This window comes from Streptomyces sp. NPDC055749, from assembly GCF_053617235.1.
The window spans coordinates 20,433-34,150 of record NZ_JBSHFH010000023.1; the positions used below are offsets into that span (position 1 = coordinate 20,433).

Genomic DNA, 13,718 nt, shown 5'->3' on the forward strand with positions numbered 1-13,718 from the left:
TTCCTCAGAGAGACGTCAGCGCGTCCCGGCCGAGCGGCGGCACCAGGCCCTCGGCCGCGGCGCGTGTGAGCAGCCCGCGGATCGCCGCGTAACCGTCCTCACCGAGGTCCGCCGTGAACTCGTTGACGTACAGACCGATGTGCTGGTCCGCCACGGACGGATCCATCTCCTGGGCGTGCTCCAGCACATACGGGCGGGACCGCTCCGGGTCGTCCCAGGCCATCCGTACCGACGTACGGACGGAATCGGCCAACTTTTCGAGCATGTCCTGACCCAGCGACCGCTTGGCGATGATCGCACCGAGCGGGATCGGCAGACCCGTCGTCTGCTCCCAGTGCTCACCCATGTCGGCGAGGCTGTGGAGACCGTAGTTCCGGTAGGTGAAACGGGCCTCGTGGATCACGAGCCCGGCATCGACCCTGCCGTCGCGCACCGCGGGCATGATCTCGTCGAACGGCATGACGACGATCTCGCCGACCCCGCCCGGCACGACCTCGGCCGCCCAGAGCCGGAACAGCAGATACGCCGTGGAGCGCTCGCTCGGCACGGCGACCGTGCGGCCCGTCAGATCGGTGCCCGGCTCCTTCGTCAGGACCAGCGGCCCGCAGCCCCGCCCGAGCGCACCGCCGCAGGGCAGCAGCGCGTACTCGTCCAGGACCCACGGCAGGACCGCGTAGGAGACCTTCAGTACGTCGAACTCACCGCGCTCGGCCATGCCGTTGGTGATGTCGATGTCCGCGAACGTGACATCGAGGGCGGGCGCCCCGGGGACCCTGCCGTGCGCCCAGGCGTCGAAGACGAACGTGTCGTTCGGGCACGGCGAGAAAGCGATCTGCAGCTTCGCGTCGGCGGTCACGGCGTCAGCCGCGGTGTCGGTCGTCATGCAGGGTCCAACCTTCCAGTACGGGGGAGATCTTCCCGAACGCCTCGGTGAGCGCGGCCAGGGCCTCACCGATGCGCCAGGCGGCCCGGTCGCGCGGACCGACCGCGTTCGAGACGGCCCGCAGCTCCAGCAGCGGCACACCGAACAGCCCGGCGGCCTCCGCGACACCGGCCCCCTCCATCGCCTCGGCGACGGCATCCGGGTGCGCGGCGAGCAGCGCCGCCGCGCGCGCCGCGCTGCCGGTCACGGTGGAGACGGTGAGCACCTCGCCGGAGACGGCACCGGTGGCCGCCGCAATGTCACGTACCAACCTGACAGGTGACAGATACCGGTCGCGGCCGAAGCCCAGACCGGCCACCGGCACGAACCCGTCGGGGGTCTCCGCCCCCAGGTCCGCGGCGACGATGCCGCTCGCCACGACGAGCGAGCCCACGGGGGCGGCGGGCGCGAAGCCGCCGCCGATACCGGCGGAGACGATCAGTTCGTACGGGGCGGGGGCGGCGGCCAGTGCGAAGGCGGCCGAGGCCGCGGCGGCGGCAGGGCCGGCCCCGCCCGCCAGGACGTCGAAGCCACCGGCCCGGTGGATCTCCGCACCCGGCACCCGGCGCACCTGCGGTTCGCCCCCGAACGCACGCGTGACCGCGTCCCTCTCCACGGGGACAGCGGTCACGACGAGCACACGCGCGATGGTGTCCCGCAAGGTCAGTCGGACTTCTTGAGCTGGAAGTGCCAGATGCCCGTGAGCCTCTTGCCCTTGGTCTCCACGATGCTGATCTGCGTCTTGTTGACGGCCTCGCCGGTCTGGCTGGAGAAGAAGGCGCTGCCCGGGATGGACCGGTAGGTCTTCTTGTAGGGCTCCTGCTCGGCCTGCTGGCCGTTGATGAAGAGCGTCCAGCCGTTCTCGGCGATCTCCGGGTCGACGCCGAAGCGGACCTTGTCGTCCATCGCGGCCTCGATGGTGTGCTCTGCCTTCTTGTCGTTCAGGCAGCCCTGGATCAGCGATTCCTTGATGGGATCGCCGTCGTTGTAGCAGGACGCCTCGGCGCCCACCGACTTGTCGCCGACCGTCACGGTCGCGAGCGGCGTCGGCTTGTCGCAGGCGGACAGGACGAGGAGTCCCGCGGACACGGCACCAAGAGCGACGCCGATTCGACGGCCCTTACCTGAGAAGAACGCAACGGTCATGGGCGGAAGGCTATCGGTCGCCCGGGCTCACGCCACGCGGGGGTGCGGCGTGCCGCGCCGCGCGGCGCTCAGCAGCCCCCGTACGGCGGTTGCCGCGCCCAGGCCGAGGATCCCCGCGGCGACCGACATGCCGAGTACTCCGTTGAGGGGGAGCGCCATGCCGATGCCGCCGCCGACGACCCAGGACATCTGGAGCAGGGTCTCGGACCGGGCGAAGGCAGACGTACGCACCTCTTCGGGCACGTCCCGCTGGATCATGGCGTCCAGCGACAGCTTCGACAGGGCCTGGGTGAAACCCGCGACCGCGCCGAGCGCGGCGACCATGACGGTGGAGAAGAAGACCGCGGTGAGCACGGCGACGCCGAGCGCGAGACCCAGCACGGTCGCGATGATCAGCTCGGGGCCGCGGGCTCTGAGCCAGGAGCCCACCGCCGTACCGCAGGCGTTGCCGGTACCGGCCGCGACACCGACGATGCCGAGCGACACGGCGGCGCTCTGGCCGGCCAGCGGGTGCTCGCGCAGCAGGAACGCCAGGAAGAAGATGAGGAAGCCGGAGAGGGCCCGGTGGGACGCGTTCGCCTGGAGGCCGTGCAGGACGGACGGTCCGACGGACCGCAGTCCCGGTGGCTTGTCCCGGACCCGTTTCCCGCCCTCGCCCTTCCGGCCGCCGTCGACCCTGCTGCTGCCGCTCCTGCCGCCGTTTCCGGCTGCCGGGCGGTCCCTCGTCGTGGTCTCGCCGTGGTGGTCGATCAGGCGGGCCCTGCGCTCGCCCTTCGCGGAGTCCACCTTGTGGGGCAGCGTGAAGGCCAGGAAGGTCCCGGCGAGGAAGATCGTGCAGGCGCCGTAGAGCGGCCAGGCGGAGCCGATGTTCTGAAGGCCCACCCCGATGGGCGCCGCCACACCGGTCGCCAGGAGACCGGCGAGGGTGACCCGGGAGTTGGCCTTCACCAGGGAGAAGCGGGGTGGCAGGAGCCGTGGCACGACGGCGCTGCGCACCACTCCGTACGCCTTCGACGAGACCAGGACGCCCAGCGCCGCCGGATACAGCTCCAGGCCGCCCGTGGCGACCGCCCCCGACATGGTGATCGCGAGCACCGCCCGGGCGAACATCGCGGCGGCCATCGCGGCGCGGCGGCCGTGCGGCAGCCGGTCGAGCAGCGGACCGATCACCGGGGCGAGGAGCGTGAACGGCAGCATCGTGATGGCGAGGTACAGGGCCACGCGGCCGCGGGCCTCGTCCGTCGGTACGGAGAAGAACACCGTGGAGGCGAGGGCGACGGTGATCATGACGTCGCCCGCGCCGTTCACGGCGTGCAGCTCGATCAGTTTCCCGAGGCCCGACTCACCCGCGCCGTGGGCGTGGGTCGCCTTGCGGATGCCCTTCGCGGTGCCCGTGAACGGCCGGTGCAGGGCGCGACCCATCGACCGGCCCGCGGTGCTGAGCGGGCCGGGACCGTCGTGCGACCTGGCGGCAGCCACCTCGTCATAGTGCCCCAACCCTCGCCGCCGTGAACCATGATCGGTGCGGACGCGCGGAGGACGACGCCCTGTCGGGTCATCGGAAGGCAATTCCGCGGGTCGAAATCGGACCGAAAACGACCCGGAAGCCGGTCCGGCCGCGGACACGCCCGGGGAGATGAGCCCGGACACGGCACCGGATACGGCCTTGTTTGGGACACGCAGGTGGGCGGAGAGCGGCGGAGAGGGTAGCGTGCGTAACGCGCCACCGGCGGTTGTTCTTGGCCGCGCGCCTCTCGGCGATCCCGCAGAATGGGTGACAGAAGGCGCGCCCGAGGCAGGCACAACGGGTGTGGACGTCGACGCGGCCCCCAGGTCCGCTCCGCCCGCAGCTGTCATGGCCGAAATCGGCAATCGTGTAGCAGCTGGCGCGCTCGAGACGGCGTATGGAGAGAAGCGAGACCTGTGAGTGCTGCGACGACGCGAAGCCGTACTGCCCGTACCCCCGCGCCCGACCGCCTGTGCGCCGAGGCGGTAGACCTCGCCCGTGCGGCGGCCGAAGAGGCTGCCGCGCCCGGAGTGGTCGGTGAACATGTGTCCCTGATCGCCGAGGGGGACAGGGTCGTCACGCACTTCTTCGAGTGCAAGGAGCCCGGTTACCGGGGCTGGCGCTGGGCGGTGACGGTCGCCAGGGCCTCCCGCGCCAAGAACATCACCCTCGACGAGACGGTGCTGCTGCCCGGCTCCGACGCCCTCCTCGCCCCCGAATGGGTGCCGTGGAGCGAGCGGCTGCGCCCCGGCGACATGGGCCCGGGGGACCTGCTGCCCACGGAGGCGGAGGACCTGCGCCTGGAGCCCGGGTACACCGGCGAGGACGAGCCCCCGCCGAACTCCGTCGAGTCCGAGGAGGCCGAGCTCTCCGAGGACCTGGCCGACCTCGTCGACACGGAGGACGCGGAGCTGACGACGCGGCCGGAGACGACGAGCCGCGGCTCGATCGGCGCGATCGCGGAAGAGCTGGGCATGCGGCGTGCCCGGGTGCTGTCCCGGTACGGGCTGCATGTGGCGGCCGACCGCTGGGAAGAGGCGTTCGGCGCGAAGACCCCGATGGCGCAGGCGGCACCGGCCGCGTGCGACACGTGCGCCTTCCTCGTCCCGCTCGCGGGCTCGCTGAAACAGGCGTTCGGGGTGTGCGCCAACGAGTTCGCCCCGGCGGACGGCCGGGTCGTCTCGCTGTCGTACGGGTGCGGTGGGCACTCGGAGGCGGCGGTCATGCCGAAGCCGCCGAAGCCGGCGCCGCACGCTCTGGACACGCTTCAGGTGGACGAGTACCCGCTGCGTCCCGCGCGGGACAGCGGTTCGGTGCCGCTGGACGCGGACGTGGCGCCGGAGGACCTGGGCCACTCGTAAACGCCCGGGCGGGCCGGGGCCTCCCGCACGGGGGCGACCGGCCTCGACTTCCGGTCACACCGGCTCGTGCTCCGCGTCGTCCGCGGCGGGCTCGCGGTACCTTCGGGCGCACACTGGCGTCATGGGTACACCGCGTACCCGCCGGAGAGAGCGGAGTCAGAGCGTGGGCATGAATGCGACCGAGGGCGCCGATCCGTTCGGAACGGCACGGCTGCGGCGCGGGGTGCTCGACGCCTGGGGCGCCGGCCCCGCCCGGTTCCGGGAGGACGCCAACGCCGAGGAGGATCTCGCGCTCGGTGGCTACCGGGACCGCCTCGTCGTCGAGCTGGCCCAGAACGCCGCCGACGCCGCCGCCCGCGCGGGAGTACCCGGCCGGCTCCGGCTGACCCTGCACCCCGCCGCCACCGGCTCCGACGCGCAGGACACGCCCGCCGTCCTCGCCGCCGCCAACACCGGCGCCCCGCTCGACGCGACCGGAGTCGAGTCGCTGAGTACCCTGCGCGCGTCCGCGAAGCGGGAAGGGCACGAATCCGCCGTCGGCCGGTTCGGCGTCGGATTCGCCGCCGTACTCGCCGTCAGCGACGAGCCCGCCGTCATCGGCCGCCACGGCGGCGTCCGCTGGTCCCTCGCCGAGGCACGCGAACTCGCCCGCCAGGCATCCGTCGGCAGCCCCGGCCTCGGCGACGAACTCCGCCGCCGCGACGGCCACGTACCGCTGCTCCGCCTCCCGCTGCCCACCGAGGGCACCGCACCCGAGGGCTACGACACCGTCGTCGTCCTCCCGCTGCGCGACGGCGGCGCCGAGGACCTCGTCGACCGGCTGCTCGCCGCCGTCGACGACGCCCTGCTCCTCACACTCTCCGGCCTCGACGAGATCGTCATCGAAACCCCGGAGGGCGTAAGGGAGTTGCGCCGCTCCCAGCACGGCGCCTACACCCACGTCGACGACTCGTCGCACGGCGTCAACCGCTGGCGCACCGTCTCCGCCCACGGCCCCGTCGAGCCCGCGCTGCTCGCCGACCGGCCCGTCGAGGAACGGCTGCGACCGCACTGGTCGGTCACCTGGGCCGTCCCCGTGGACGCGGAAGGGGCGCCGCAGACCCCCCGTACCGCCGCCGTCGTCCACGCCCCGACGCCCACCGACGAACCCCTCGGCATCCCCGCACTCCTCATCGCCTCGCTGCCGCTCGACACGGCCCGCCGCCACCCCGCCCCCGGCCCGCTCACCGACTTCCTGGTGCAGCGCGCGGCCGACGCGTACGCGGAACTGCTCGCCGAGTGGCAGCCCGTGTCCACGGCCACGATCGCACTCGTCCCCGGACCGCTCGGCAAGGGCGAACTGGACGGCGCACTGCGCGGAGCGATCCTGGAGCGGCTGCCCCGCATCGCGTTCCTGGAGCCCGCCGCACCCCACGACCCGTCCGTCGAACCCGACCAGTGGGACAGCTGGGAGGCCCCCGGCGAAGGCGGCCCCGGCCGGACCACCACCGCACTGCGGCCCATCGAGGCCGAGGTCGTGGAAGGCGTCGGAGCCGAGACCGTGCAGGTACTCGCCGAGGTACTGCCCTGCCTGCTGCCCGCAGGACTCGAACGCCGCACCGAACTGCGCAGCCTCGGCGTCGCCCGGGTCCCCCTGACCGAGGCCATCGACCGTCTCGCCGGACTCGAACGGGACCCGTCCTGGTGGCGGCGGCTCTACGACAGCCTGGCCGGGATCGATCCCGACCGGCTCTCCGGGCTGCCCGTCCCGCTGGCCGGGGACCCCGGGGCCTCCGCCCAGGAGAAGCCCCGCACCACCATCGGTCCCCGCCAGGTACTCCTGCCGCTCCCGGACGCCCTCACCGGGCCCGTCCTGGCCCGGCTTGCGCGCCTCGGCCTGAAGGTCGCCCACCCGGACGCCGCCCATCCGCTCCTGGAGAAGCTGGGCGCCCTGCCCGCGACACCGCGCGCCGTCCTGACGACCCCGCAGGTGCGGGCCGCCGTCGCCGGTTCGCTGGACGCGGGCGAGGTGTGGGACGAGGACGCGCTGGACGGCGACGAACTCGCCGAGACCGTCCTCACACTCGTACGCGACGCGGAACTCGCACCCGGCGACGAACCCTGGCTGGGGGCGCTCGCCCTCCCCGACGAGGACGGCGAGCCCGCGCCCGCCGGTGAACTCGTGCTGCCGGGCAGCCCGTTCGCCCAGATCATGCGGGAGGGCGAACTCGCCCTGTGCGAAGAGGAACTGGCCGACCGCTGGGGCGAACAGCCGCTCACCGCCTGCGGGGTACTGGCCACGTTCGCCCTCGTACGGACCACCGACGTGGTCCTCGACCCGGACGAACTGGAGCCGCGCGACAGCGACTTCGCCGAACCGGACGACGCCGGGCTCCTCGACGCCGTCGACGTGTGGTGCGAGGACGTGCTCGACCAGCTGCCGGACACCCCCGTGCCGCCGGTCGCCACCGAACTCGTCGCCGTCCGCGACCTGGACCTCGTCGACGACGACGCCTGGCCGCAGGCCCTCGCCATGCTCGCCAGGCCCCCGCTGCGCGACGCGCTGACCCAGCCGGTGCGGGTGCTGCTCCCGGACGGCACGACCCAGTCGGTGCGCCCGTACACCGCCTGGTGGCTGCGCGACCACCCGGTGCTCGAAGGGCGCCGTCCGGCGGGCCTGCGGGCCGAGGGCGGCGACCCGCGCCTTGCCGGGCTCTACGACTCCGTCGACGCGACCGGTTTCGACGACGCCCAGGTGCTGCGCGCACTCGGCGTACGGACATCCGTCGCCGCGCTCCTCGACGAACCGGGCGGAGCGGCCGAGCTGTTGGGCCGGCTGGCGGACGAGGGCCGTCCGGTGGGCCCCGTACAACTGCACGCGCTCTACACGGCCCTCGCCGATCTCGACCCGGACCAGGTGACGCTGCCGGAGGAACTGCGGGCCGTCGTCGACGACGAGGTACGGGTCGTCGACGCGGCGGACGCGGTGATCGCCGACGCGCCCGACATGCTGCCCCTCACCGGCGGGCTGCCGCTGCTGCCGGTGGCCCCGGCACGCGCGGCCGAGCTCGCGGAGCTGCTCCAGGTGCGGAGGCTCGGCGAGACGGTGGAGGCCGAGGTGACGAGCGAGGGCGAGGAGCACCGCGTACCGGATTCGGTACGGATTCTGCTCGGCGCCGGGACGCCGGACGCGTACATCGAGCACGGGGAGCTGCGCGCGGGCGGCGTCGAGCTGGACTGGCGCCGCACTCCGGACGGGGTGGTGCACGCCGCCACGCTGGAGGGGGTCGCGGCGGGTCTCGCCTGGGCGGCGGGGCAGTGGCCGCGCCGCTTCGAGGTGGCGGCGCTGCTGGAGGATCCGTCGCGTACGGAGGAGCTGGCGCGGGACCGGTGGTTCGACTGAGGCGTGTGTTCTTCACGCCACGTACATCAGTCGTACAACCTTTCGGTGCGCTGACCCGTCTGGTCTATCGAGTCACCAGACTCATAGACCACACGGGCCCCGCTGGGTGAGCCACATACCGCGGGGGCCCCTTTCTCCACTGGGGAACATATGCGTATTCGTGCCACCGTTGCCGCTGTCTCCGGCGCCTTGGCTCTGTCGGCCCTCGTCGTTCCGGCCGCGCAGGCCGATGACGGCCGTACGTGGTCCAACGACCACAACTTCTCCACCTCGAAGCCGAGTGGCACCGAGCGTTTCGCCGGTTCGACCGCTGCCGCCGCAGCGGAGCTTCCGGTCCTCACCAAGGCTGTCGTGAACGGCGGCAAGCCCGTCGTCGTGGGTACCTCGTCGAAGCAGACGTACAGCGTGGCCATCACGGCGTCCCACCCCACCGGCGTGTCCGACGTCTTCGGTTACGTCTGGACCGGCTCCACCCTCGACGACCCGCAGGGCATGGGCATCACGCAGAACGAGGATGCCTCCTCCTGCACGGCGGTCAGCGCGACCACCTCGACCTGCAAGTTCACCGTCACGTTCGACCCGGCCCTGCTGTGGAACTCGGACTCGGGCACCTTGAAGGTCGGCGGCGCCGCGCTCGCCAACGACGGAGAGGTCGGGGAGAAGGAGTACATCGGCAAGTCCTACCTCCAGCGCTTCTCGAAGCTCACCGTCAACGCCGGCCCCGAGCCCGTCGCGAAGGGCAAGGCCCTCACGGTCACCGGCAAGCTCACGCGCGCCAACTGGGACACCGGCACGTACATGGGCTACACCAACCAGCCCGTGAAGCTCCAGTTCCGCAAGGCGGGCACCTCCACCTACACCACCGTCAAGACGGTCACGTCGAGCTCCACCGGCGCGCTGAAGACCTCGGTCACGGCGTCGGCGGACGGCTACTGGCGCTACTCGTTCGCGGGCACGACCACCACCCCGGCCGTCACGACCGCCGGTGACGGCGTCGACGTGCGCTAGTCGGCAACCGCTCAAGCGGGGAAGCGGCGGCTGACCAGTCGCCAGGCGAATTCCAGGGCAGCCGCCGCCACCGCCGCGATCCCCACCGCCGCCCACGGCATGGGCGCACCCACCAGCTTCAGGGCGAAGAAGTCCTGGAGCCACGGCACGACCAGCACGATCAGGAACCCCAGCCCCATCGCCGCGACCAGGCAGACCCGCCACAGGGTGTACGGGCGGGCGATGATCGCCAGGACCCACATCGAGACGAGGAACAGCGTGAGTGTCGCCGCGCTCGTCTCGGCGCTCAGGGCGCCCGTCCCCGCGTAGTAGTGCCGCGCCACCAGGTACGTGGTGAAGGTGGCCGCCGCCGCGATGACGCCGGACGGGATCGCGTACCGCATCACCCGGCGTACGAAGTGCGGCTGGGCCCGCTCCTTGTTCGGGGCCAGGGCCAGGAAGAACGCGGGCACACCGATCGTGAGCGTCGACAGCAGCGTCAGGTGCCTGGGCAGGAACGGGTACTCCACCTGGAAGCAGACGACGAGCACCGCCAGCAGCACCGAGTAGACCGTCTTCGTCAGGAACAGCGTGGCGACCCGGGTGATGTTGCCGATGACCCGGCGGCCCTCGGCCACGACGGACGGCAGCGTCGCGAAGCTGTTGTTCAGCAGCACGATCTGGGCCACGGCGCGTGTCGCCTCCGAGCCCGAGCCCATCGCGACCCCGATGTCGGCGTCCTTCAGCGCGAGTACGTCGTTGACCCCGTCGCCCGTCATCGCGACCGTGTGGCCGCGTGACTGGAGAGCCGCGACCATGTCCCGCTTCTGCTGCGGGCTGACCCGGCCGAAGACCGCGTTCTGTTCCATGGCCGTGGCCATCTCGTCGGGGTCGGTGGGCAGCCGGCGGGCGTCCATGGTGTGCTCCGCACCCGGCAGACCGAGCTTCTGGGCGACCGCGCCGACCGAGACGGCGTTGTCACCGGAGATGACCTTCACGGAGACGTTCTGGTCGGCGAAGTAGGCCAGGGTGTCCTGGGCGTCGGGCCGCAGCCGCTGCTCCAGCACGACGAGCGCGGTCGGTACGGCCCCGTCGGCGACGTCCGGGGCGTCCAGCTCGCCCTCCGCCCGCGCGAGGAGCAGCACCCGCAGCCCCTGCTCGTTGAGGTGGTCGATCTCGGCGAGCGTCGGGTCCCCGTCGGGCAGCAGCACGTCGGGGGCGCCGAGCAGCCAGGTCGAGATCCGCCCGCCGTCCCCCTCGAAGTCCCCCTCGAAGTCCTCGTCGAACGCGGCGCCGCTGTACTTGCGTGCCGAGGAGAACGGCAGCGTCCCGGTGCACCGCCAGCCGCCGCCCTCCGGGTAGGCGTCGATGATGGCCTGGAGGCTGGCGTTGGGCCGGGGATCGGACGAGCCGAGGGCGCCCAGCACCCGCTGTACGTACGCCTCGTCCGTACCGTTGAGCGGCCGGGTCTCCGTGACGTCCATGCCGCCCTCGGTGAGCGTGCCGGTCTTGTCCAGGCAGACCACGTCGACGCGGGCGAGGCCCTCGATGGCGGGGAGCTCCTGCACGAGGCACTGCTTGCGGCCGAGGCGTACGACCCCGATCGCGAAGGCGACGGAGGTGAGAAGGACGAGGCCCTCGGGGATCATCGGGACGATGCCGCCGACGGTGCGGGCCACCGAGTCCTTGAAGTTGTTGTCCTTGACGACGAGCTGGCTGATGATCAGGCCGATCGAGGTCGGCACCATCATCCAGGTCACGTACTTGAGGATCGTGGAGATGCCGCTGCGCAGCTCGGAGCGTACGAGGGTGAAGCGGGACGCCTCCTCGGCGAGCTGCGCCGCGTACGCCTCGCGCCCGACCTTGGTGGCGGTGAACGCGCCGCCGCCCGCGACGACGAAGCTCCCCGACATCACCTCGTTGCCGGGCTGCTTGAGCACGGGGTCGTTCTCGCCGGTGAGCAGCGACTCGTCGATCTCCAGGCTGTCGGCCTCGGTGACGGTGCCGTCCACGACGACCTTGTCGCCCGGGCCCAGCTCGATGACGTCACCGAGGACGATCGCGGAGGTGGGGAGCTCGGCCGCGACCCCGTCGCGCCGCACGGTGGGTTTCGCCTCGCCGATGACCGCGAGTCCGTCGAGGGTCTTCTTCGCGCGCCACTCCTGGACGATGCCGATCCCGGTGTTGGCGATGATCACGAAGCCGAAGAGGCTGTCCTGGATCGGAGCGACGAAGAACATGATCACCCAGAGGACGCCGATGATCAGGTTGAAGCGGGTGAGGACGTTCGCGCGGACGATCTCGGTGACGGAGCGCGAGGAGCGCACCGGTACGTCGTTGACCTCGCCCCGCGCGATCCGTTCGGCGACCTCCGCCGTCGTCAGCCCGCCGGAGCGCCGGGCCGATCGCGGTGGCTGCATCGGGTGTACGGGGTCGAGTTCGGAGCCGGCGTCGATCCGCTGCGTCATGGTTCCGACCGTAAGGGCGGAACGCCGGGTTCACCCCCCGGAGGTGTCGCCCGCCTCGTCCTCGTCGGCCGCTGCCCGCTTGAGCGCCTTCTCCCGGCCCCGTACGTACCAGATGCCGATCAGCCCGAGTCCGGCGCCGGCCAGCGGGGTCCACACCCACCAGGTGTGCCCGTGGTCGTCGAACCAGCCGTAGAAGGGGAGCTGGACGAGGAAGAGGACGAACCAGAGGACCGTGCCGCCCGTGACGGTGGCGACGACGGGGCCCTCAAGGGGTTCGGGCGCCTCGTGCTTCAGTGTCCACTTCTGCATGACCTCAGTGTATGGGCCCCGTACATAAGCGCTGTCGGGCCGGTCGGCCCAAGGGTCTACGCGCGGAGATAGCAATCTCCGGCTTATGTATTCATACTGAATCTGTTTGGGGCTGGCTTGAATTATTCGTCTGAAAGTCCAAAGCTGGCCACTTTTCTCCCTTCCTACGTACGTACTGAGGTCATACATGTCCCCCTCGGGCAGCGTCAGCCTGGACCGATTCTTCAAGATCTCCGAGCGGGGGTCGTCGGTCGCCCGCGAGGTCCGTGGCGGATTCGCCACCTTCTTCGCGATGGCGTACATCATCGTGCTGAACCCGATCATTCTCGGCAGCGCGAAGGACATGTACGGGAATCAGCTCGACAACGGCCAGCTGGTCACCGCCACCGTGCTGACCGCCGCGTTCTCCACGCTCCTGATGGGTGTCATCGGCAACGTGCCGATCGCGCTGGCCGCCGGTCTCGGTGTCAACACCGTCGTCGCCCTCCAGCTCGCCCCCCGGATGAGCTGGCCGGACGCCATGGGCATGGTCGTCCTCGCGGGCATCGTCGTGATGCTCCTGGTCGCGACCGGGCTGCGGGAACGCGTGATGAACGCCGTACCGAAGTCGCTCCGCAAGGGCATCGCGATCGGTATCGGCCTCTTCATCATGCTGATCGGTCTGGTCGACTCGGGCTTCGTCTCCCGTATCCCGGACCTCGCCCACACCACCGTGCCGCTCCAGCTCGGCAACGACGGCCACCTCAACGGCTGGCCGGTCCTGGTCTTCGTCCTCGGTTCGCTGCTGACCCTCGCGCTCATCGTGCGCAAGGTGCCGGGCGCGATCCTGATCTCCATCGTCGCCATGACGCTCGTCGCGCTGGCCATCGACGCGATCGCGGACCTGCCGGGCCAGGCCTGGGGGCTGACCGTGCCCGAGTGGCCGGGCAACCCGGTCGCCTCGCCCGACTTCGGGCTGATCGGCCAGGTCAGTCTGTTCGGCGGCTTCGAGAAGGTCGGCTACCTCACCGGCGTCCTCTTCGTCTTCACCGTGCTGCTGTCCTGCTTCTTCGACGCGATGGGCACCATCCTCGGTGTCGGCGACGAGGCGAAGCTGATGGACAAGGACGGCAACTTCCCCGGCATCAACAAGGTGCTGTTCGTCGACGGCATCGCCGTCGCCGCGGGCGGTGCGAGCTCCTCCTCGGCGTCCACCTGCTTCGTGGAGTCCACGGCGGGCGTCGGCGAGGGCGCCCGCACCGGCCTTGCGAGCGTCGTGACCGGTCTGCTGTTCTCGGTGGCGCTGTTCCTGACGCCGCTGGCGACGATGGTCCCGTCGCAGGCGGCCACCCCCGCGCTGCTGGCGGTCGGCTTCCTGATCATGGCGGGCTCGGTACGGGACATCGACTGGAGCGACTACACGCTCGCGATCCCGGCGTTCCTCGCCATGATGATGATGCCGTTCACGTACTCGATCACCAACGGCATCGGTATCGGCTTCATCGCGTTCTGTGTGCTGCGGCTGGCGGCAGGACGGGGCCGCGAGGTCCCGGTCGCCATGTATGTGGTGTCGGCGGTCTTCGTCTTCTACTACGCGATGCCGGCGCTCGGCCTCACGTAACCGGCAGGCTCACGCAACCCGCACGTCTCGCTTCAC

At 71.3% G+C, this 13,718-nt stretch carries 10 protein-coding genes; 4 read left to right on the forward strand and 6 right to left on the reverse strand.

Annotated elements, in window-relative coordinates; genetic code table 11:
* Positions 1–4 precede the first annotated feature (4 nt).
* The 4 genes from ACWGO0_RS19005 to ACWGO0_RS19020 are packed head-to-tail and all read right to left on the reverse strand — an operon-like array spanning position 5 to position 3,547.
* Complete coding sequence (locus tag ACWGO0_RS19005; protein WP_453535803.1) at positions 5–883, reverse strand: 1,4-dihydroxy-6-naphthoate synthase; 879 nt, start codon at positions 881–883, stop codon at positions 5–7.
* Positions 861–1,583: a futalosine hydrolase gene (locus tag ACWGO0_RS19010; protein WP_453535806.1), complete on the reverse strand. Its 723-nt coding sequence runs from the start codon at positions 1,581–1,583 to the stop codon at positions 861–863. Before ACWGO0_RS19010 ends, ACWGO0_RS19005 begins: the two co-directional genes overlap by 23 nt.
* 2 nt (positions 1,584–1,585) lie before the next feature.
* Positions 1,586–2,068: a DUF2771 domain-containing protein gene (locus ACWGO0_RS19015; protein WP_453535808.1), complete on the reverse strand. Its 483-nt coding sequence runs from the start codon at positions 2,066–2,068 to the stop codon at positions 1,586–1,588.
* Between the two features lie 27 nt (positions 2,069–2,095).
* Complete coding sequence (locus ACWGO0_RS19020) at positions 2,096–3,547, reverse strand: MFS transporter (protein WP_453535811.1); 1,452 nt, start codon at positions 3,545–3,547, stop codon at positions 2,096–2,098.
* 444 nt (positions 3,548–3,991) lie between these two features.
* On the opposite strand from ACWGO0_RS19020, the gene ACWGO0_RS19025 reads away from it, so the two are divergent.
* The 3 genes from ACWGO0_RS19025 (at position 3,992) to ACWGO0_RS19035 (ending at position 9,326) form a co-directional block, all read left to right on the forward strand.
* On the forward strand, positions 3,992–4,936 hold the full coding sequence (locus ACWGO0_RS19025) for a DUF3027 domain-containing protein (protein WP_453535814.1): 945 nt from the start codon (positions 3,992–3,994) through the stop codon (positions 4,934–4,936).
* Positions 4,937–5,105: 169 nt separating this feature from the next.
* The gene (locus ACWGO0_RS19030) at positions 5,106–8,318 is read left to right on the forward strand and encodes a sacsin N-terminal ATP-binding-like domain-containing protein (RefSeq protein ID WP_453535817.1); all 3,213 of its coding nucleotides are present in this window, start codon (positions 5,106–5,108) and stop codon (positions 8,316–8,318) included.
* Between the two features lie 150 nt (positions 8,319–8,468).
* Positions 8,469–9,326 carry a calcium-binding protein gene (locus ACWGO0_RS19035; protein WP_453535820.1) on the forward strand — a complete coding sequence of 286 codons (858 nt, stop codon included), beginning with the start codon at positions 8,469–8,471 and terminating at the stop codon, positions 9,324–9,326.
* Positions 9,327–9,337: 11 nt separating this feature from the next.
* On the opposite strand, the gene ACWGO0_RS19040 is transcribed toward ACWGO0_RS19035, so the two are convergent.
* Both ACWGO0_RS19040 and ACWGO0_RS19045 read right to left on the reverse strand, forming a co-directional pair.
* Positions 9,338–11,773, reverse strand: coding sequence for an HAD-IC family P-type ATPase (locus ACWGO0_RS19040; protein WP_453535823.1), 2,436 nt, complete (start codon positions 11,771–11,773; stop codon positions 9,338–9,340).
* 30 nt (positions 11,774–11,803) lie between these two features.
* Positions 11,804–12,082: a DUF2530 domain-containing protein gene (locus ACWGO0_RS19045; protein WP_453535826.1), complete on the reverse strand. Its 279-nt coding sequence runs from the start codon at positions 12,080–12,082 to the stop codon at positions 11,804–11,806.
* A 187-nt stretch (positions 12,083–12,269) separates the two neighbouring features.
* Between ACWGO0_RS19045 and ACWGO0_RS19050 the strand changes: the two genes are divergently transcribed.
* The gene (locus ACWGO0_RS19050; protein WP_453535829.1) at positions 12,270–13,682 is read left to right on the forward strand and encodes an NCS2 family permease; all 1,413 of its coding nucleotides are present in this window, start codon (positions 12,270–12,272) and stop codon (positions 13,680–13,682) included.
* Positions 13,683–13,718 lie beyond the last annotated feature (36 nt).